Annotated in this window: 19 protein-coding genes and 3 pseudogenes; 18 read left to right on the top strand and 4 right to left on the bottom strand. The window is 36.7% G+C overall.

The window, feature by feature from the left end; translation table 11 throughout:
* The first annotated feature begins 108 nt into the window (after positions 1-108).
* From JCM19034_RS06910 to JCM19034_RS06920, 3 genes are all read left to right on the top strand, one after another.
* A complete protein-coding gene (locus tag JCM19034_RS06910; protein WP_062048400.1) occupies positions 109-870 on the top strand; it encodes an MFS transporter in 762 nt (253 codons plus the stop codon).
* A complete protein-coding gene (locus JCM19034_RS06915; RefSeq protein ID WP_062048403.1) occupies positions 852-1331 on the top strand; it encodes an MFS transporter in 480 nt (159 codons plus the stop codon). Before JCM19034_RS06910 ends, JCM19034_RS06915 begins: the two co-directional genes overlap by 19 nt.
* Before the next feature lie 120 nt (positions 1332-1451).
* Positions 1452-1901: an immunoglobulin-like domain-containing protein gene (locus JCM19034_RS06920; RefSeq protein WP_062048405.1), complete on the top strand. Its 450-nt coding sequence runs from the start codon at positions 1452-1454 to the stop codon at positions 1899-1901.
* A gap of 74 nt (positions 1902-1975) precedes the next feature.
* Here the strand turns inward: JCM19034_RS06920 and JCM19034_RS22965 are convergent, their stop codons facing one another.
* The gene (locus JCM19034_RS22965; protein WP_062048407.1) at positions 1976-2893 is read right to left on the bottom strand and encodes an L-lactate permease; all 918 of its coding nucleotides are present in this window, start codon (positions 2891-2893) and stop codon (positions 1976-1978) included.
* On the bottom strand, positions 2868-3644 hold the full coding sequence (locus JCM19034_RS22970) for an L-lactate permease (protein ID WP_062048409.1): 777 nt from the start codon (positions 3642-3644) through the stop codon (positions 2868-2870). The genes JCM19034_RS22965 and JCM19034_RS22970 overlap by 26 nt, the downstream gene beginning before the upstream one ends.
* 278 nt (positions 3645-3922) lie before the next feature.
* Here JCM19034_RS22970 and JCM19034_RS06935 point away from each other — a divergent pair, with 278 nt between their 5' ends.
* From JCM19034_RS06935 to JCM19034_RS06960, 6 genes and pseudogenes are all read left to right on the top strand, one after another.
* Positions 3923-4432 carry a DUF2243 domain-containing protein gene (locus JCM19034_RS06935; protein WP_370621833.1) on the top strand — a complete coding sequence of 170 codons (510 nt, stop codon included), beginning with the start codon at positions 3923-3925 and terminating at the stop codon, positions 4430-4432.
* Positions 4429-5234: pseudogene (locus JCM19034_RS06940) on the top strand (cytochrome c oxidase assembly protein). Before JCM19034_RS06935 ends, JCM19034_RS06940 begins: the two are co-directional and overlap by 4 nt.
* A 111-nt stretch (positions 5235-5345) precedes the next feature.
* Positions 5346-5990 (top strand): CBS domain-containing protein, encoded by a 645-nt coding sequence (locus JCM19034_RS06945; RefSeq protein ID WP_231686852.1) that lies wholly within the window; start codon positions 5346-5348, stop codon positions 5988-5990.
* A gap of 11 nt (positions 5991-6001) precedes the next feature.
* Positions 6002-6814: a pyruvate, water dikinase regulatory protein gene (locus JCM19034_RS06950; protein ID WP_062048413.1), complete on the top strand. Its 813-nt coding sequence runs from the start codon at positions 6002-6004 to the stop codon at positions 6812-6814.
* Positions 6815-7027: 213 nt separating this feature from the next.
* Positions 7028-7585 carry a glycerol-3-phosphate responsive antiterminator gene (locus JCM19034_RS06955; protein ID WP_269431671.1) on the top strand — a complete coding sequence of 186 codons (558 nt, stop codon included), beginning with the start codon at positions 7028-7030 and terminating at the stop codon, positions 7583-7585.
* Between the two features lie 135 nt (positions 7586-7720).
* Positions 7721-9368: pseudogene (locus tag JCM19034_RS06960) on the top strand (glycerol-3-phosphate dehydrogenase/oxidase).
* 98 nt (positions 9369-9466) lie between these two features.
* Here JCM19034_RS06960 and JCM19034_RS23995 read toward each other — a convergent pair.
* Together JCM19034_RS23995 and JCM19034_RS06970 are read right to left on the bottom strand one after the other, a co-directional pair.
* Positions 9467-9859, bottom strand: coding sequence for a glycosyltransferase (locus tag JCM19034_RS23995; protein ID WP_062048418.1), 393 nt, complete (start codon positions 9857-9859; stop codon positions 9467-9469).
* A 14-nt stretch (positions 9860-9873) separates the two neighbouring features.
* Entirely contained in the window at positions 9874-10650 is a 777-nt protein-coding gene (locus JCM19034_RS06970) for a glycosyltransferase family 4 protein (protein ID WP_062048421.1), read from the bottom strand.
* 326 nt (positions 10651-10976) lie between these two features.
* On the opposite strand from JCM19034_RS06970, the gene JCM19034_RS06975 reads away from it, so the two are divergent.
* From JCM19034_RS06975 to JCM19034_RS07005, 9 genes and pseudogenes are all read left to right on the top strand, one after another.
* The gene (locus JCM19034_RS06975) at positions 10977-13121 is read left to right on the top strand and encodes a cellulase family glycosylhydrolase (RefSeq protein WP_231686853.1); all 2145 of its coding nucleotides are present in this window, start codon (positions 10977-10979) and stop codon (positions 13119-13121) included.
* 194 nt (positions 13122-13315) lie between these two features.
* Positions 13316-15385, top strand: a complete 2070-nt coding sequence (locus JCM19034_RS06980; RefSeq protein WP_062048423.1) for a bifunctional aldolase/short-chain dehydrogenase — start codon at positions 13316-13318, stop codon at positions 15383-15385.
* 111 nt (positions 15386-15496) lie between these two features.
* Complete coding sequence (locus tag JCM19034_RS24680) at positions 15497-15646, top strand: hypothetical protein (protein ID WP_370621834.1); 150 nt, start codon at positions 15497-15499, stop codon at positions 15644-15646.
* Positions 15647-15674: 28 nt separating this feature from the next.
* The gene (locus tag JCM19034_RS06985; RefSeq protein WP_370621850.1) at positions 15675-16724 is read left to right on the top strand and encodes a rhamnulokinase family protein; all 1050 of its coding nucleotides are present in this window, start codon (positions 15675-15677) and stop codon (positions 16722-16724) included.
* A complete protein-coding gene (locus JCM19034_RS24685; protein WP_370621851.1) occupies positions 16694-16897 on the top strand; it encodes an FGGY-family carbohydrate kinase in 204 nt (67 codons plus the stop codon). Before JCM19034_RS06985 ends, JCM19034_RS24685 begins: the two co-directional genes overlap by 31 nt.
* A gap of 23 nt (positions 16898-16920) precedes the next feature.
* On the top strand, positions 16921-18177 hold the full coding sequence (rhaA, locus tag JCM19034_RS06990; protein ID WP_062048425.1) for an L-rhamnose isomerase: 1257 nt from the start codon (positions 16921-16923) through the stop codon (positions 18175-18177).
* Between the two features lie 175 nt (positions 18178-18352).
* Positions 18353-19072: a (Fe-S)-binding protein gene (locus tag JCM19034_RS06995; protein ID WP_062048427.1), complete on the top strand. Its 720-nt coding sequence runs from the start codon at positions 18353-18355 to the stop codon at positions 19070-19072.
* A gap of 14 nt (positions 19073-19086) precedes the next feature.
* Positions 19087-20512: pseudogene (locus tag JCM19034_RS07000) on the top strand (LutB/LldF family L-lactate oxidation iron-sulfur protein).
* Complete coding sequence (locus JCM19034_RS07005; RefSeq protein ID WP_062048429.1) at positions 20512-21222, top strand: lactate utilization protein C; 711 nt, start codon at positions 20512-20514, stop codon at positions 21220-21222. Before JCM19034_RS07000 ends, JCM19034_RS07005 begins: the two are co-directional and overlap by 1 nt.
* The last annotated feature ends 40 nt before the right edge of the window (positions 21223-21262 follow it).

The raw sequence follows: 21262 nt of genomic DNA on the forward strand, positions 1-21262 counted from the left end.
CATGGAAAAGGAGTGTTTCCTTTTTCTATGGTCTTCTTTCTATCATCAAAAAAATCAACATGCTATAATAAAAACGTATGCGTTTACAATAGAAGGGAAGTCATAAATGTGAAACGAACGCACTTGGCTTTAAATCGGTATGAGTACAAAGAATCACAAGTTTTCGCAACGACGAAAGATCATACTATTTTTTTAAGTGCTATTTTTTGTTTTTGGTTTTGTACATATGTATATATCCCTGTATTTTCACTCTATTTAGAGGCAATTGGTTTTACTTATTCAATGATTGGAATTATTTTAGGTAGTTACGGTGTAACACAGATTTTATTTCGTTTTCCCCTTGGAATTCTTTCCGATAAGCTCTATAGCATTCGGAAGCATTTACTTACAATCGGTTTTGTTGCAGGAATAATTAGTGGGGTATTTCTTTTATTCTTTGAAACATTTATTGCTATCTTTTTTGCTCGATTATTAGCAGGAATTACTGCAGCCATGTGGGTTATGGCTACAGTTCTTTATTCTCATTATGTAAGAGAACAATTTGCTGCTAAAGCGATGAGTCGAATCCAGTTTTTAACAGTGTTTGCACAGTTTATTAGTATGTTAGTAAGTAGTTACCTCGTTTATTATTTTGGTTGGAAATCACCATTTATAGTTGCAACAGTTGCAGCCATCGTTGGAACAATCCTTGCCTTACAAATTAAAGATTTCTCGGTTCAACATCAACGAAGTGTATACACGTTAAAACAGCATATAACTAAGACGCTTCAAATAAAAGGGTTAAGAATCATAACCTTGCTTTCATTAGGGCTCATTCAATATTATTTATTACGATTTTTGGTTTTTCACCAATGCTTGTTACTAACTTAACCGATTCTCCTAATGCAGTTACGGCTCTAGTTTGTGCATTTTTTATACCTCATGCTTTGGCGTCGGTTTATTTTATGATACGCACATTAGAGAAGCGGCTTCAACCGATCATACTAACCATTAATTTCATTGTCACCGCTTTGTTTGTTTTTCTTGTTCCCCTTTCTCAATCCTGGATGATTGTCGTACTGTTACATGGAGGATTAGGTTTAGCACTTGGTTTATTATTTCCACTTCTATTGGCAATGGTAGTTCAAGTCAGTAACAAAGAACTAAAGAATTCAGCAATGGGCTTTTACCAGTCTTTTTATGCAATAGGAATCATGCTTGGTCCTCTATTTGCGGGGGCAATTGCCGAGAAAACGAATGTAGCAAATGCTTTTTATTTTTGCGGTACACTTGCTATTATATGTGCAATTGTCGTGTATAAAGTAAAACTATACGTCTCGTATCCGAAGTAAGCAGAATAAGAATAAAATCATTTGTTGTTGTGAAAAGGTTATTGAAATCCAGTTCCTATTTAGTCTAAATTGTAACGAAATCATTAAATTCTTCGTTTTATGAATAAATAGGAGGTTTTGATGAAAACAAAATGGATGTATTTTCAATTAGTTATTCTATTTTTATTATTGGCTAGCTGTTCGTCTTTAACATTAGTAAAAAGCGAGTATGGAGATTTACCGTCAAAATTAGTGGAAGGTGCTGTTCAAATTACGATGACTGTAACTAAGCAGACAGCTAGCAGTTTAGAAGTCGAAATAGTAAATAGCGGAGAGTTAGAAATTGTTTCTGGGGAGTATTATCATATAGAAAAATTTCAAGATGATGATTGGTATGTTGTTCCGTTTCAAGATGATACGGTGTTTACTGATATAGGCTACTTACTAGAATCAGAGGGTGTCAAAGAACTATCTATACCGCTAGACCAATTGGCTATTGATCTTGATGAAGGGTTGTATCGAGTGAGTAAGGAGTTTTGGTACGATGGGCAAGGATATATTATTGCTGCTCCCTTTGAGATCGTTCACTAAGAAAGGAGCATAGAATTCTTATTTCCTTTATGCTCCTTTTAATTGATTTCGATAAATTTTTGGTTTCGCCAATTTTAAAAAATTATGATAAAGAGAAATCCAATCACTCCTGCTATGGAAGAATATAAGAGCATTGGTAAAATCGTTAAGCGAATGATCGTTCCTTCCTTTCCAACTAATCCCACAACTGATGCAGCTGCCACAACATTTAGTACACATATCATATTTCCTGCATTAGAGCCTAATATTTGGAGCGAAAGGATACGCTCAGGAGGAAGTACTAATTGATCTGCGACTGAAAATTGTAAAAGTGAAAACATCATATTACTGAATGTAGCACTACCTGAAATAAATGAGCCGAGTGCACCTATAAATGGAGCTACAAGTGGCCAACTGTTACCTAAATAGAATGCGGCTTGATTAGCAAGTTCAATTGGCATACTAACTAACCCCGCATCATTAACACCCGAATTAATAAAAATTCTAACCATAGGGACCGCAGAAAAAAGTGTAATAGCACTACCAATCAGCATTCCACTTGATTCATTAATTGCCCGGAGGATCATTTTTCCATTCAGTCTATGAAGAATGAAAGTGAGAACTATAACGATAAGAAAGATAGTACCTGGTAAGTAAAGTGGAGAGAAAGTAGCACTAATCGTTGTCCCAAGAATATTTGACCAACCAATGACAACTCCTTCTAGCCATGATTTAAAGGGGAACACTTCAAGTCTTGTAAGTACGAGTAAGATTCCAAGTGCTAAATAAGGAATCCACGCTAACCATAGTGGAATTGAGCGGACGTCATTACGAACTTCTGACTTTAATTTAATGGAACCAAGCCAGTCTTTATTCCAATTCTCCTTTTTATCAAAATCCCAATTTTCTTTCGGGAGTAACCAACCTTTTTTGATTGTGACTAGAACAATAAATAATCCGATAAGTCCGCCAAAGATAGATGGGAATTCAGGGCCAATAAACGTAGCGACCATCAATGCAGGAAATGTAAAGCTGATACCAGCAAAAAGAGCAAGCTTCCAAATTTTTAAGACCCTCTACCCATGATTTCTTTTTTCCAAAAAATCGGGTTAACATCATCACTAATACAAGGGGCATTAAAGTACCGATCATGACGTCTATTTGCATCGTCTGTGAAGCTATTATACGTAAATAACTAGTGAGGGAAGATTCAGTGATATACGTACTAGTCACCGCAGCCAATTCTGAACCCTCTTGAAGACCTTGCCCTACACCTACAATAACAGGTGTTCCAACTGCACCAAAAGAAACCGGACTGCTATCAGCTATGAGAGCAAGTGAAACAGCTGCTAATGGTGGAAATCCTAGTGCAACAAGAAGAGGAGCAACAATTGCTGCGGGAGTACCGAAGCCGGCTGCCCCTTCAATAAATGCCCCGAAAAGCCACGCAATGATAATTAGCTGAACTCTGCGATCTAGACTAATCCCAAAAAAGCTATTTCGTATCGCATCAATGGCTTTGCTTTCTTTTAGTGTATTAAGTAGTAAAATAGCTCCGAAAATAATGTACAAGATTGATAAGGCAATTAACACTCCTTCTATGGAAGAAGCTACTAATTGAACGAACGGAACTTTCCAATAGAAATAAGCCATTACCGCAGTAAAAAGTAAACTAATGGGCATCGCCTTCATCGCTGGCATTCGTAATACGATTAATAACAATAATACGATGATAATTGGAGATAGCGCTATTAAAGTAGACATTGTCATCACCACTAATTGTAAAATTTTTCTTTTGTTATTTTTTAGTATACTACAAATTTGCTCATCATTTCACAAACTTTCCTTTTAGAAAAATGGCAATTTAGTGACAAAAAAGAACACTATGTATCTCTATTGTACTAGTTTGATTCATTGATTATAAGACGTCCTTATTCAAATTGAAGTTGAGGTATTTTAGTGTTCCAGTTAAAAAGGATAAAAAAGGATCGTAATGCAAATAATACACAGAGATGTTTATTCTTTGATAGAAAGGTGATTAGATGGGTAATCAAACGAATGAAATAGTACGACCACCTCGTCTGCAAATGAAACATGTCTATCGAAGACGAAATTTTTGGTCAGGTTTTTTATTTGGTTTAGGAGTGATCGCTTTTATAGATGAGGTCATATTTCACCAATTGCTTCATTGGCACCATTTTTATGATTTAGCGACGACAAATATAGGGTTGATTTCAGACGGCTTGTTTCATGTATTAAGTTGGTTTGCAACAATTGCTGGTTTGTTCCTATTTGCAGACTTAAAACGACGAGGTAGTTTCTGGCTTAAAAGATGGTTTAGTGGGATATTCATTGGAGCAGGATCCTTTCAATTATACGACGGGACCATTCAGCATAAAGTGATGAAAATCCATCAAATTCGCTATGTTGATAATGTTTTTATTTATGATGTGATATGGAATGTATTAGCAGGACTGCTTGTCATTTTGGGGATCATGTTTTTTATAAGCTCGAAAAATGAGAAGAAACAATCAGGAGTTGCTGCATCATGATCGTACATCATCATACAAACAATTTTCCTGGTATCATTTTAGCCATTGTGTTTACAATTGCCTTACTTCTTTATTTGTTCGGTGTTTGGCATTCTAACCGTCGTTTTAAGCGGTGGAGTACTATACGCTCGTTATATTGGGTCATTGGATCAATAGGGGCAATTATCTCTGTTTATGGTCCTCTTTCACAGTGGCTCATACTGATTTTTCTGGACATATGGTTGCCCATTTATTACTCGGAATGCTTTCCCCTCTTTTAATGGTCTTAGCTGCACCGGTCACTTTGCTGTTACGAGCATTACCAGTTCATCTTGCACGAAATTGTTCAAAATGGTTACGTTCAAAACCGATTCATTTTGTCACAAATCCATTTGTTGCGTCGTTATTAAACGTTGGAGGCTTGTGGATATTATATATGACCGATCTATTTATCATGATGCATACGAACTCGTTCTTTTATTTATTCATTCATATCCACATCTTGTTGGCTGGGTATGTGTTTACGGCTTCAATGATTAATATAGACCCTTCTCCGATAAGAAGCAGTTATCTACTTCGTTCAATTATCTTAATTGTAGCGTTAGCTGCACACGGTATCTTAGCAAAGGTAATCTATGCCTTTCCACCAAATGGAGTTGATCGATTGCAAGCTGAGATAGGAGCAAAGTTGATGTTTTATGGTGGGGATATTATAGAAGCTGTTATTATTTTAATGTTATGTTACCAGTGGTATCGTCAAGCACGACCGAGAGTGCAAAATGATATTATTTATACGAATGATAGTCAGTTTAATAATTTGTAAATTAAACGTAAATAAAGTGTACATGATTGAAAGGAGTAGTATACGTAAATTAGATAATATGCTACACTATAAAACAATTATAAAGAGATATGAAGGGTTATGAGTAAGGGGATGGTCTTAATCGAACTTTCGGAGCGACAGCTTGAAATTATTGAAATTATAAAAAAGCATGAACCCATTACAGCGGAACAAATTGCCGAAATGTTAGGAGTAAGCAGAGCAACGTTACGTTCTGATTTAGCAGTGCTCGTTATGACAGGATATTTGAATGCTAAGCCGAAGGTTGGTTATTTCCTTGGCAAGACTGCTAAAAAAGAAGGTAATGTTCAACATCTCCTTGAAGAGTTAAAGGTGAAAGACATTCAAAGTCTACCTGTTGTTATTCAAAAGACGACAACAGTTCAAGATGCGGTCGTAACATTGTTTGTAGAAAACGTTGGTTCCCTTTTAATCGTTGATGAAGAAGGTTTATTAGAAGGGATTGTTACACGGAAAGATTTATTAAAAGTAACGTTAGGTAACGCGAATGCGATCACAATTCCAGTAGATATGGTAATGACCCGACATTCAAAGGTTGTAACAATAACCCAAGAGGAGTCAATCATTGAAGCAGCACGAAAAATGATTCATACCGAGGTTGACGGGTTGCCTGTCGTTCAGTTTAAAGATGGAGACAAAGAGAAAAAGCTAGTTGTTGGGCGAATTACAAAGACAAACTTGACTAAGGTGCTATTAGAATTAGTAACTGAAGCCTAGGGGGACTCATAGTGGGAGAAAAACAGCAAAAACCAATTATCTATGTTTGTTCAGATGCAGTAGGTGAGACAGCCGAAGCGGTTGCGAGGGCGACTATTCGTCAATTTTCAAGTAATGAAATTGAAATTAAACGGTTTGGACATATTCAATCAGACGAAGAAATTAGTCGGATTGTCCAGCAAGTAGTTCAAACATCAGGTATTATTGCTTATACACTCGTTCAACCAGAATTACGTGAAGTGATGAAAGCAGAGGCGATTGCCAAAGGGATTCGTGCAGTTGATGTTATGGGGCCATTAATGCAAGCATATGTTGATACATATAACGATTCGCCTAAGCAAAAGCCGGGTTTACGGCAAGTGTTGGATGATGAATATTTTCGCCGTATTGAAGCCGTTGAATTTGCCGTTAAATATGATGATGGAAAAGACGTGCGAGGTCTTTTATTAGCTGATGTTGTTCTTATTGGTGTCTCACGTACATCTAAAACCCCGCTCAGTATATTTATGGCACATAAAGGATACAAAGTCGCTAATTTGCCGATATTACCGACGATTCAGTTGCCAAATGAAATTTATGAAGCAACTACGAGTAAGTTAGTTGTTGGTTTAACGATTGATCCGCAGCATTTATTGAAAATACGAAAAGAACGTCTCAAATCATTAGGATTACCTAATGAGTCATCATACGCAGCAATTGATCATATTAAAGAAGAGATTAAACGAGCTGATTCTATTATGAGACAGTTGAAGTGTCCAGTTATAAACGTTTCAGACCGTTCTATTGAAGAAACTGCGAGTATTATAATGGATTATTTGACATAAATCGTTTATGAATATAAATAAACAATAATAAGTTCATAGTAGTTGGAGTAAGAAGCACGCAGCCACTGAGAGGATTGCGTGTTTTTGTATGAAATGGTGAATGTTATTAGTATTGTGGTATAGTGACGTAGATCGAGTAATACAGTGGATGAAAGGAAATAATACATGTATCTCTTTGTTTCTATAAGTAATGATGGAAAGGGTGCTTTGTCTTTGTTTGAAAATCAAAAGATACTTCCAGCTGTTCGTAACATGAAAGACTTTGAAACTTTTATTAAAAGTAATTATAAGTATGGCGTATTTCTAGAACTTCATCTGTCGCAATTAAAGAATGTTTTTGAAATGGCACACAAAAGGGAAAAGAAGATGTTTCTTCATGCCGATTTAGTTCAAGGATTAAAAAATGATGAATACGCAGCTGAATATTTATGTCAGGAAGTAAACCCATATGGTCTCATTTCTACGAAGCCAGGTGTGATTCTAAAAGCGAGGCAAAAAGGAGTGAAGGCGATCCAACGAATTTTTATACTAGACTCAAATGCTTTAAAGAGAAATATTACACTAATACAAAAGGCACAGCCTGATTTTGTTGAAGTTCTTCCTGGGCTTATTCCAAAAATAATTAAAGAAATTAATTATAAAACAGAACGTGATGTATTTGCAGGTGGTTTAATTGAAACGGTTGATGAAGTTGAAAATGCAATACAAGCTGGAGCAAAAGCGGTAACAACATCAAATATAAAATTATGGAAGTACTTTCACTCTTTTTAGAAGTATGGTATACTAAAAATAAGTTAATAGAATCGGTTGGAGAATAGGAGAGACCACATTCACATCGGAGTAATTCCTTTGTGCTTATGTGGTCTCTCCTTTTTTATTTGACAAAGAGGAGTGATTGAAGTGAGAGTGGAATTTTCAAGTTTAAAACGACTAGATATTGTCCATAACATGAAAGAAAAAGTTTACGATATACTAATTATTGGTGGTGGTATAACGGGTGCAGGGATTGCCCTTGATGCAGCTTCACGTGGTTTATCTGTTGCATTAGTAGAAATGCAAGATTTTGCAGCAGGTACCTCGAGCCGCTCAACAAAGCTCGTTCATGGTGGTTTACGCTACTTGAAAAATTTTGAGGTTGGACTTGTAGCAGAAGTGGGAAAAGAACGAGCAATTGTGTATGAAAATGGTCCCCATGTCACAACACCAGAGTGGATGTTACTCCCGATTTATAAAGGCGGAACATTTGGGAAATTTACGACATCAGTGGGCTTGCGAGTATATGATTTTTTAGCTGGAGTGAAAAAAGAGGAGCGTCGAACGATGCTTACGGTAGCAGAGACGATCAACAAAGAGCCATTATTAAATCAAGAAGGTTTGCTTGGTGGAGGGTATTATGTTGAGTATAAAACAGATGACGCCCGTTTAACGATTGAAGTCTTAAAGGAAGCAGTAGACTTTGGTGCTGATGCCATATCGTATGCTAAAGTTTCTAAGTTATTGTATGACGAAAACAGAACCGTTATCGGTGCTGAGGTGACGGATATGCTTCATAATAATCTCTCATTTAACATTAAAGCAAAGAAAACAATAAATGCAACAGGGCCTTGGGTTGATAAGATTCGGGAAATGGATCGATCAAGAAAAGGGAAGGTGCTACGTTTAACAAAAGGAGTGCATGTCGTAATCGATCAATCTCACTTTCCGTTAAAGCAGGCTGTCTATTTTGACACACCTGACGGAAGGATGGTATTTGCAATTCCAAGAGACAATAAGACGTATGTCGGGACAACGGATACATTTTACGATCAAGATTTAAGTAATCCTGTTATGACAGAAAAGGATCGAGATTATCTTATTGAAGCTATTAATGGAATGTTTCCGGACACCAATATTACGATCCATCATATTGAATCGAGTTGGGCAGGGGTCAGACCCCTTATTTATGAAGAAGGGAAGGACCCTTCAGAAATTTCACGGAAAGATGAAATTTGGCATGCAGACTCAGGATTAATGACAGTTGCGGGTGGCAAGCTTACAGGTTACCGCAAAATGGCTGAAACAGTTGTAAATGAGGCAATACGTGATTTAGATCGACCTACTTCTGCTTCGAAGACAAAAAAACTTCCCATTTCTGGTGGTCATGTTGGAGGTTCTAAAGGTTATAAGGTATTTTTCAGGGAAAGTATAGAACTTGCTGAAAAAGAAGGATTAACGAAAGAGCAAGCACGTTACTTAGTTCTACTTTTTGGATCGAACATAAAAACCGTCCTACACTTAAGCAAAGAACTAAAAGATCATAATGATTTTCATTTGCCTAAAGAGTTGTTTCTAGCATTACAATATACGATCAGATATGAAATGGTTGTGAAACCAGAAGACTTTTTTATTCGCCGCACAGGCTTCTTTATTTTAATATTGCCATGGTTGAAAAATGGAAAGAACAAGTAATTGAATGTATGGGAGATACATTGCAGTGGACATCTCAGGAAAAGAAATGTTTAAATCAGAATTAATGAATCAGTTAAAACGAGCTTCTACTCCAATTCAAGAATAAGAAATAAAGCGGGCATTTATTCATTAAATGAAAATGCCCGCTTTTTACGCTTATTTAAACTGAAGATTGTCTTAACGAAAAATAGCAAAAATAATCGTTTATTTTAATGAAAATAACTTAACTGTTTTAAGGTCATTTTGCATAGATTGAGTCTCTTTATACAATATTCTCCAAGTGTCAAGGATTTCACGTGCGACACGATCCCATGAGAATTGTTTTTCTGCTAATTTACGGCCATTTTCACCTAGTTTGGCACAAAAGTCATCATTATGAAATAAAGTAAGCAAATGCTCCACAAAATCTGATGAAAGTTGTGGCTGCATGACGATAATCCCTGCTTTATTTGCTTGGATAACTTCAGAACAACCACTTTCGTTTGTTGTAATAATTGGCAAACCAGATGCCATTGCCTCATAATGGGCACCAGTTAATAGTTCATGACAAGGGGATGGACAAACAAAAACATCAGCAGCAGGAAACCACTTTTGCAATTCGCTGTTATTGTTTATCCACTATGAAAGACTGGAATTTGTATTTTCTCAGCAAGTTCACGTAGATAGGAAATATATTCTCCATCATGATAGTCGTTATATGCTTGGCTGCTGACCATAATAAGAGCCATGTTTGGATATTTATCAGCTAGTTGCTTTATTGCTTCTAGGAAAATATCTACTCCTTTATTTGGTGAGAATTGTCCAGTTAAAAGAACAACTTTTTTATCGCTAATATCATATTCTGAACGAATGTTTTTCCTTATGTGTTGATTTTGTTGTGTGTTTTGGTGTGAAAATTGTTCGATTTTAACTCCTGAATAAATCGTTTTTAGTTTAGTTCTATCAATTTTAAAAAGTGTGGAAATAGTTTTTGTAATATTTTCATTATTTGTGATGATATGATCGAGTTGTTGAAGGATTTCGTTCGCTTCAAATCGTGTAAAATGCTCTCGTTTAAAAAAGTTAGAATGGATGCTCAAAACTAACTTTGAATCGGGAGCAACTTCTCTAATGGGTACGATTAGGCGAGCTTGGTTAAATATATGGATCAAATCGAACGATTCTATTTGAATAAATTGCTGAATCTCATTAACGGTAAGGTTTGAGCGGACATATCGAATAGAATCAAATGTCTCCTCCTCACCTATTGAGGGATATGCCGTACTTAAAATGGTTAACTGATGCTCATTCTTCAAATACTTACTTACTTCGTCAACGTAAGTTTGAATAGCTCCTCCTTTACTCCATGGTATGGGGCGTTTCTCGCCAACGATCATTAAGATGTTCATGAAAGAGCTCCTTTCTATTCCTGTTAATAGCTCAAAGTATACAAGTAGCTACATACTAGTGATTTATTAGGTACTAATAACTTATTCAATCCTCGATAATATGTGTTTGTCATTACTTGAGGATTTAAAAATGTTAAAAAAAGTACATGCATTTTTCTCTAATAAACACAGTATTTTCCTATATGAATCAATGTTATAGTCTGTTTTGAAAGCGTTTTCCTAAATTGAAGGGGGGAAAGAACAGGTTTCATTGTGAATAGCAACATCATGAGCTATTACTAATTTGTTAAATGCTTATTAATCATTTTATTAGGTAGGTGGATAAGTTGAAACGAACAATAGTTAAATCACTTTTACTAGTTTTAGCAGCAACGGTAATAGTAATAGTAGGTACAATGCCTGTTAGTGGGGAAAAAGATATGACTATTCATGAATATGTTAACAATATGCAGCCTGGATGGAATGTCGGTAATACATTAGATGCGGTTGGCGGTGAAACAAATTGGGGTAATCCAATGATTACTGAGGAACTTATTCAACAAATTGCAGCACAAGGATTTAAAAGTATCCGTATCCCAATCACATGGGAGCATGAACTAGGAGAAGGACCTGATTATGAAATTAATCCGACTTATTTAGCACGAGTTGAAGAGGTTGTGAATTGGGCTTTAGAAGCTGATTTATTTGTTATGATTAATCTTCATCATGATTCATGGTTGTGGGTAAATGAGATGGACGAGCCCAATGATCTCGTTCATCAGCGCTATGATGCAATTTGGAGGCAAATTGCAGATCATTTTAAAGATCATTCTATTAAATTAATGTTTGAAAGTATTAATGAGCCACGATTTGGTGATGGTTGGGGAGTTGCAGAAGGTGATCATGAAAAAGTAGATGCATTAAATCGTAGCTTCTTTCATATAGTAAGGGAGTCTGGTGGCAATAATGATACTAGACCGCTAGTGTTACCAACGATTGAGACTGCGTCTGATCAAGAGGACTTAGATGAGTTAAAGAGAACGATTGATGATCTTAATGACCCTAATTTAATTGCAACAGTACATTATTATGGTTTTTGGCCGTTTAGTGTAAATGTTGCAGGGCATACGACTTTTGATCAGGAAACTCGAGATCATATACATGATACATTTGATCGAGTTCACGAAACATTTGTAGACAATGGCATTCCTGTTATTGTCGGTGAGTTTGGTTTACTAGGATTTGATCGACATACAGGTGTAATCCAGCAAGGAGAGAAATTAAAATTCTTTGAATATTTAATTCACTATTTTAATGAGAAAGAAATTACTCATATGCTGTGGGATAATGGTCAACATTTTAATCGCCATACGTTTGAGTGGCAAGACCATGAGTTATATCAAATGATGAAGGAAAGCTGGGCAGGGAGATCAGCTGTTGCTGAGTCAAATTTGATTTTCTTAAACGCGGAAGAAAGTATTCGTGATCAAGAAATGTTGCTGCAACTGAACGGTAATACGTTTGAATCGTTATCTTTTAATGGACAAGAACTCCAAAAAGGTGAAGATTATCAACTACAAGGTGAAGTACTAACATTAAAAGCAAATTTGTTAGAGAGGATTACTGATCTAGATGTATTAGGATTTCAAGCTCATTTAACAGCATCATTTAATCAAGGGGCAAATTGGCGATTTGATGTTATATCATATAAACGTCCTGAGATGTCTGATGTTGAAGGGGGAGTTAGTGATTTCGGAATACCGACAGCCTTTAATGGAGATCAGTTAGCTACAATGGAAGCGTATGATGAAAGTGGAGCTGGTGTAGGACCACAAAATTGGACAAGGTTTAAAGAATTTGATTACGCTTTCAGACCAACAGGGGACGAGATTGTTCTGACACAAGAATTTTTCAACGAACTTCATGACGGTGTATTTTATTTAACGTTTCATTTTTGGAGTGGAGAAACAGTTGATGCCGTTTTGCGTAGAAATGGTCAAAGTGTCGGAGTAGAAATCTTGTCAGACGAAGAAGTAGAAGAAACACCACCAACATCACCTGAGAATTCAGATGCTACGGAAAACGATGAAAACGATGAAAACGATGAAAACGATGAAAACGATGAAAACGATGAAAACGATGAAAATGATGAAAACGATGAAAATGATGAAAACGATGAAAACGATGAAAACGATGAAAACGATGAAAACGATGAAAACGATGAAAACGGCGAAAACGATGAAAATGATGATGAGTCTGGTAACAATCGCAACGGAGAGTATAAGTCAAACAATCAGGTAAAAAAGAAAAATGGCACAAAGGGAGATTTTAAAACGATAGATAATATGACTCATGCAGATAATGAAGATCGTTTACCTAATACAGCAACAGACTTCTATTCGTTTCTGTTAAGTGGTGTTTTGTTGGTTGTTATAGGGTTTGCTTCTGTTTTTGTTTTTGAGAATGAGAAGCAAAACAGTAAGTTAATGTAAATATTTAGATTTTACTTGTCCTAAAAGGTCTGCAATTGACCATTTAGGACATTTTTTCGAAAGATAATCAACTAATTAACAATAGGAGTTTTAGTAAGATTCATTTATAAACAAAAATAAACAAACATATATACAATATAAAACAAAGGTGATATACTTTAATCAGAAGTAAAAACAACTTTATGGAGGTTATTATGGTACAAAATCGTTGGGATGAAACAAAAGCGGAAACAATAACGCCAGGGTTAGAAGAGCTTGTATATCGCTCTAATTTAATTGGGTCAGACCGTGCTGTTTGTAACTGGGGTGGCGGTAATACGTCAATGAAAACAACTGTGAAAGATTTTCGTGGCCTCGATATTGAAGTAATGTGGGTTAAAGGTAGTGGTTCAGATTTAGCGACAATGAAAGCGAAAAATTTCACAGGTTTAAATCTTGAAGATATCCGTCCGTTAATGGAACGCGATGAAATGACCGATGAAGAGATGGTCGCTTATTTGTCTCATTGTATGATTGATCATACACATCCAAGAGCTTCAATTGAGACTTTATTACATGCATTTCTTCCTTTTAAACATGTAGATCATACTCACCCGGATGCAATTATTAGTTTATGCTGTGCCGATAATGGGAAAGAGCTAGCTAAAGAAATATTTGGTGATCGTTTTGTTTGGGTTCCTTATGTAAGACCTGGCTTTACTTTATCTAAGATGATTGCTGAGGGAGTTCAACAAAACCCTAACGCTGAGCTTGTATTAATGGAAAAGCACGGCCTAGTTGTTTGGGGCGATACAGCTAAGGAAAGTTACGATAAAACAATTTCTGTCATTAATGAGGCTGAGGCATTTATAAATAAAAAAGCTGAAGGAAAACAACCTTTTGGTGGTAAGAAGTATGAATCGTTATCAAACGAAGATCAGCAAGATTTATTAGCTCAAGTATTACCTGTTATCCGTGGTGCTGTGAGTGACGAAAAGAAAATGCTTCTAACATATGACACGGATGAAGCGATTCTTGAGTTTGTTAATAGTCATGATGCTCCAGTCCTATCTCAAGTCGGTGCTGCTTGTCCTGATCATCTAGTTCACACAAAAATGAAGCCGTTATTTGTTGAGTGGGATCCATCTACAAATGATGTCGACAGTTTAAAAGAAGCTGTTAAGGCGGGAATTGAAAGATTTAAAGAAGAATACAAAGCCTATTTTGAAGAAAATAAAAATGAAGGCGATGTAATGTTTGAACCTGCACCACGTGTTATTTTAATTCCTGGAATTGGGATGGTGAACACAGGAAAGAATGTTACAATGGCTAATGTAAGTGGTGCTCTTTATCATCGTGCGATTTCTGTAATGAAAGGGACAACAGCCCTAGGTACGTTTGTTTCTTTAAATGAAAACGAATCTTATAATATTGAGTATTGGCCGTTAGAACTATATAAACTATCATTGGCTCCTGCAGAAGCAGAATTCTCAAGACAAGTAGCTTTTGTAACGGGAGGAGCTGGTGGAATTGGAAGTGAGACTTGCCGTCAGTTTGTCGAGCAAGGTGCTCACGTTGTTGTTGCTGATTTAAATTTAGAAGGTGCAAAGAAGGTAGCTTCGGAGATTAATGAGCAATATGGTGACAAACGAGCTATTGCTGTTAAAATGGATGTAACAAGTGAAGAACAAGTACAGGCAGCATTAAAGCAAGCCATTCTTACGTACGGAGGCGTAGATATTATCGTTAACAACGCAGGATTAGCTACTTCTAGTCCAATTGAAGAAACGACGTTAAAAGAATGGAACTTAAATATGGATGTACTTGGTACCGGTTATTTTCTAGTGGCCCGGGAAGCATTTAAAGTGATGAAGAGCCAAGCAATTGGCGGAAGTATGGTCTTTATCGGTTCAAAAAATTCTGTATATGCAGGGAAAAATGCTTCAGCATACAGCTCAGTAAAAGCACTAGAAGTTCATTTGGCGAGATGTATTGCAGCTGAAGGTGGTCAATATGGAATACGCGTAAATTCTGTATTACCTGATGCTGTCCTGCAAGGTTCAGCTATTTGGGGTTCAAGATGGCGTGAAGAACGTGCAGCAGCATATGGAATAGAGCCAGACCAATTAGAAGAACATTACCGTAAGCGTACAACGTTACTTGTAAATATTTATCCTAAAGATATTGCTGAATCGATTTTATTCTTCTCTTCATCTAAAGCAGCAAAAACAACAGGCTGTATGATTACTGTTGATGGAGGAGTACCAGCAGCCTTTACACGTTAATAGGAATCGATGTGATTGCCCTCTCCTTTCCTAGAATAAGGAGGAGAGGAATCTATTAAAATATTATTATGAAAAAGATTTATAAAGCGCTTACTTTTTTGAGGTGATAATATGGACCAAGGCTGTTTAGCTGTTGATATTGGGGCTTCTAGTGGTAGATTGATGCACGGCTACATTAAAAACGATAAACTAAAGCTAGATGAGATTCATCGTTTTGACAATAAAATGATTCAGAAAATGGCCATTTTGTTGGGATATTGATACGCTTTTTAATGAAATAGTAGCTGGTATAAAAAAATGTTCCCAATTACAAATAAATCCAGTTAGTATTGGCATTGATACGTGGGCTGTAGATTTTGTTTTGTTAGACGAAAATGATCAGCTATTGACAGATGCTGTTGCTTATCGTGATTCGCGTACTGATGGAATCATGGAAGAAGTAATAGCCATTATTAAAAAAGAACGGATTTATTTAGATACGGGGATACAATTTCAAAAGTTTAATACGATTTATCAATTATATGCGTTAAAGAAACAGCAGCCGGAATTATTAGATAAAGCGAAGACATTTTTAATGATCCCTGATTATTTTCACTTTCTATTAACGGGTCAAAAGGCGAATGAATATACAAACGCAACAACAACACAGCTCGTAAATGCTTTTACAAAGAAATGGGATAAGAAATTAATTGAAGCGTTAGGTTTACCTTTTGAAATATTTCAACATATTCTTTTACCGAAAGAAAAGCTTGGTTCGCTTAAACCTGAGTTAGCAAGTGAACTGGGGTTAGAGTTAGATGTGTTTTTGCCAGCAACACATGACACAGGCTCTGCTGTACTTGCTGTTCCTGAGAAGAGTGAAACCATTTATATTAGCTCAGGAACATGGTCGTTAATTGGAATTGAGAATTCCTTTCCAATTTGTATTACGAAAGCATTAGATTATAACTTTACGAATGAAGGCGGAGTCGATTACCGTTTTCGCTTCCTAAAAAATATTATGGGACTGTGGATGATCCAAGAGGTGAAACGTTTATACAACGATCACTATTCATTTGCTGATCTAGTTACATTATCTAAGCAATATGAATCGTTTCAATCAATTGTAAATGTAGATGATCAACGCTTTTTAAAACCTGACAACATGATTGAAGAAATTCAACAATATTGTAGAGAAACAAATCAAGAAATTCCTAGTGAGCCTGGTGAAGTAGCAAAATGTGTCTATGATAGTTTAGTAGAAAGCTATCAAAAAGCAATTGTAGAAATCGAAGAAATTGCTGAAAAAAATATGACACGATTCATGTTATCGGTGGAGGAAGTCAAAACGAGCAATTAAATCAGCTACTTGCTGATCGAACGAAGAAAGAAGTTTCAGCCGGTCCGATTGAAGCAACCGCTATCGGTAATGTCGTTTCTCAATTAATGGCTTTAGGTGAGTTAGATGAGATTACGGTCGCACGTCAGTTGATTGCTAAGTCATTTGATTTAAAACGTTTTGTGGCAAAATAAAGGTACAATAAGGAGGTAGATGAATGAGTAACAGTCAAGCATTTGAAAGTGCAAAAAAGGAATATGGACAATGGGGAATAAACATTGATGAAGTGTTTGAAACGCTAAAGAAAATCCCAATTTCAATCCATTGCTGGCAAGGCGATGATGTTGGTGGTTTTGAAGTGAATCGCGGTGAATTATCAGGTGGGATTGATGTAACGGGAAATTATCCAGGGAAAGCTAGAAATGCAGATGAACTTCGAGCTGACATTGAAAAGGCATTGTCACTTATTCCAGGTAAGCATCGGATTAATCTACATGCCATATATGCTGAAACGGATGGGGAAGTTGTCGAACGGGATCAGCTAGAGCCGAAGCATTTTAAGAACTGGGTTAAGTGGGCGAAAGAACGAGGGTTAGGTCTTGATTTTAATCCAACATTATTTTCTCACGAAAAAGCATCTGATGGCTTAACGCTTTCGCATCCTGATCCGGAAATTCGTCAATATTGGATCGATCATTGTAAAGCAAGTCGTAAAATTGGGGAATACTTTGGACGCGAATTAGGGACGCCATGTTTAACGAACATTTGGATACCTGACGGGTACAAGGATACACCTAGTGATCGTTTAACACCAAGACGCCGTTTACTGGAATCACTTGATGAAATTTTCGCAGAAACAATTGATAAGAACTACTTAGTAGATGCTGTTGAAAGTAAATTATTTGGCATTGGCTCGGAAGCATTTGTCGTTGGATCTCATGAATTTTATTTGAACTATGCACTGAAGAACAATATTAATTGTTTATTAGATACAGGACATTATCACCCGACTGAAATGGTATCTAATAAGATCTCGTCAATGCTCTTATTCTTTGATCAGCTCGCATTACACGTTTCAAGACCTGTTAGATGGGATAGTGATCATGTTGTTACGTTTGATGATGAATTGAAGGAAATTGCAATGGAAATAGTCCGTAATGATGCTCTTGATAAAGTAATGATTGGTTTGGATTTCTTTGATGCTAGTATTAATCGGGTTGCAGCATGGACAATCGGTACTCGTAATATGATTAAAGCATTGTTATATGCACTGCTACTTCCTCATCGGAAATTAATAGAGCTTCAAGAAAAAGGCGATTATACGAGACGGTTAGCTTTATTAGAGGAATTTAAAACGTATCCATTTGGAGTCATTTGGAATCAGTATTGTCAAGAAATGGGTGTGCCCGCTAAGGAAAATTGGTTGCAAGATATAGAGGAGTATGAAGAACAAATTCTATCAAAACGTTCTTAAATAAAGATGCAGTCAGGCTTGCTTGCTTGTCTGCATTTCTCCTTTTTACTAAATTATTTAGCCAATTGTAGTAAAGGTCTGCACAAATTCCTTATAAGAATGTATGATTATTGAAACAGCCTTGTTGTGACAAGTCATTTAAAATGAAGGATGCATAGAAATGAGGGATTAAAAGATGAAGGTCTCCTTATATATTACTTGCTTAGCAGATGTGTTTTATCCGAAAGTCGGGGAGCATGTCGTTGAAATCTTAGAACGTAATGGCTGTGAAGTAGACGTACCTCAGCAGCAAACATGTTGTGGTCAGCCTGCTTATAACAGCGGTTATCATAAAGAAACTCGTGATGTTGCCAAACATACGATCCGAACGTTCGAAAAAGCAGACTATGTTGTTATTCCATCTGGCTCTTGTGGGGCTATGCTTCATGAATATCCGCACTTATTTAAGGATGAACTAGAATGGAAGCAAAAAGCAGAAAAGTTAGTGGAAAAAACATATGAGTTTACGCAATTTATAGTTGATGTGTTAAAAGTGGAAGATTTAGGTGCCGTTTTTCCGAAGAAAGTGACCTATCATACATCTTGTCATATGACTAGATTATTAGGCGTAAAGGATACACCGATCAAATTATTAAACAACGTGAAAGGGCTTGAATATACACCTTTGCCAAATAAAGAGACGTGTTGTGGGTTTGGCGGTACGTTTTCAGTTAAAATGGTTCCGATTTCGGAACAGATGGTAAATGAAAAAATAGAGCATATCGAAGAGACTGATGCTGAAGTATTAGTAGGTGCAGATTGCGGCTGTTTAATGAACATTGGTGGGCGAATAAATCGTAGTGGAAAACAAATTCAAGTGATGCATATCGCTGAAGTATTAAATAGTCGATCGTAGAGGAGGGGATTGTAGTGGCAATGAAAATTAGTGAAGATCGCTTTTTTGATCGAGTGGATAAGGGCATTCATAATGACTTTATGCGTAAAGCGATGGTATCAGCACAAGATAGGTTAAAAGATCGTAAGCTAACAGCACAAGAGGAGTTAGGGAATTGGGAAGACTGGCGCCATTTAGCTGAAGAAATTCGTCAGCATACACTTGAGCATTTGGACTATTATTTAGAGCAGCTCGCGGATAATGTAACAAAGCGTGGTGGGCATGTTTTTTTTGCTGAAACAGCTGAAGAGGCCAATGAATACATTTCCAACGTCGTGAAGAGTAAAGAAGCGAAAAAGATTATTAAATCAAAATCAATGGTAACGGAAGAAATAAGTATGAATGAAGCTTTAGAAAGTCTAGGTTGCGAAGTGATTGAATCTGATTAGGAGAATATATTCTACAAATTGATGATCATGACCCGCCTTCACATATTGTTGCACCTGCTCTACATAAAAACAAAGAGCAAATCCGTGATACATTTAAGGAGAAGCTTCAGTATACCGATTCTTCACAACCAGAGGAATTAGCATTATTTGCTCGAGAACAGCTGCGTGAAGAGTTTTTAAAAGCTGATATTGGAATTACCGGCTGTAATTTTGCAGTTGCTGAATCTGGTGCGATTTCCCTTGTGACAAATGAAGGAAATGCTCGATTGGCAACGACTTTACCTGATACGCAAATAACAGTAATGGGAATGGAACGAATTGTTCCAACTTGGGAAGAGCTAGATATTTTAGTGAGTATGCTATGCCGAAGTGCAGTAGGACAAAAGCTGACGAGCTATATCACAGGCCTAACAGGCCCAAAAGAAGAAGGAGATGTAGATGGTCCAGAAGAATTTCATCTCGTCATTGTAGATAATGGACGTTCCAATATTTTGGGGACAGAATTTCAATCGGTTTTACAATGCATTCGTTGTGCAGCATGCATCAATGTATGTCCGATTTATCGGCATGTTGGTGGGCATTCCTATGGTTCTATTTATCCAGGTCCTATTGGTGCCGTACTTTCTCCGTTGCTTGGAGGCTATGATGATTACAAGGAGTTACCCTATGCATCAAGTTTATGTGCCGCTTGTTCAGAAGCATGTCCTGTGAAGATCCCACTTCATGAGTTATTAATTAAACATCGTCGAACAATTGTAGAAGAACAGAAAAAGAGCGGTTTTGGTGAAAAGTTTGCGATGCGTGGATTTGCATTAGCGGCAAGTAATCCAATGATTTTCCAGTCGGCAGTCAAATCAGCACCAATGGTGATGAGCCTTTCTCAAAAGGTGGGACAATTTCTAAAGGACCAGGCCCTATAAAGCCATGGACTGACATTCGTGATCTTCCTGAACCGAGTAAACAATCTTTTAAAAATTGGTTTAAAGAAAGGGAGAAAGGAGGACGACATTAATGGTAAAAGGGAATGTTCAGCATAAGGAGCGGTTTCTAAATAAGATTGCTAAAAATCTAGGGCGCGAGCGTATTAAGGACGGGGTGAAGCGGCCCGAATGGCAGAAACAGCCTCAGTACGATGTTTTTAAAGGAGAAACACAAGACCAGTTAGTTGAACGATTAATTGAGCAATGTGCACATATTCATACAACTGTGAAACAAGTGCCAAAAGACAATTTAATTGATGCACTAGAGGGAATTGTAAATGAACTATGTGCTAAATCAATTGTATATTGGGACGATCCTCGCTTTGATGAATATAAACTATCTGACTATTTACAAGCTTCAAAGTTAGATGCATATCGATGGGATGTTAATAGGGGTAATGATAATATTCAAAAGGCGGAACAAGCAGATATTGGGATAACATTTTCAGATATGACGTTAGCGGAATCTGGAACAGTCGTGCTTTTAAGTGATAACGGTAAAGGGCGATCGGTTAGTTTACTTCCAACTCATTATATTGCCATTATTCCAAAAAGTACGATCGTTCCACGAATGACTCAAGCTGCTGAAATGTTACACAAAATGCAACAGGAACAAGGTTCTGTTCCATCATGTATTAATTTTATTTCTGGCCCTAGTAATAGTGCAGATATTGAGATGAATTTAGTTGTCGGTGTACATGGGCCTATCCAGGCGTATTATTTGATTGTTGAAGACTGTTAAATAAGGAATGAAGGAGAAGATGGGTAAAAGAATCTTCTCT

It is taken from the genome of Bacillus sp. JCM 19034, assembly GCF_001310635.1.
Taxonomy (GTDB): domain Bacteria; phylum Bacillota; class Bacilli; order Bacillales; family Bacillaceae_D; genus Halalkalibacter.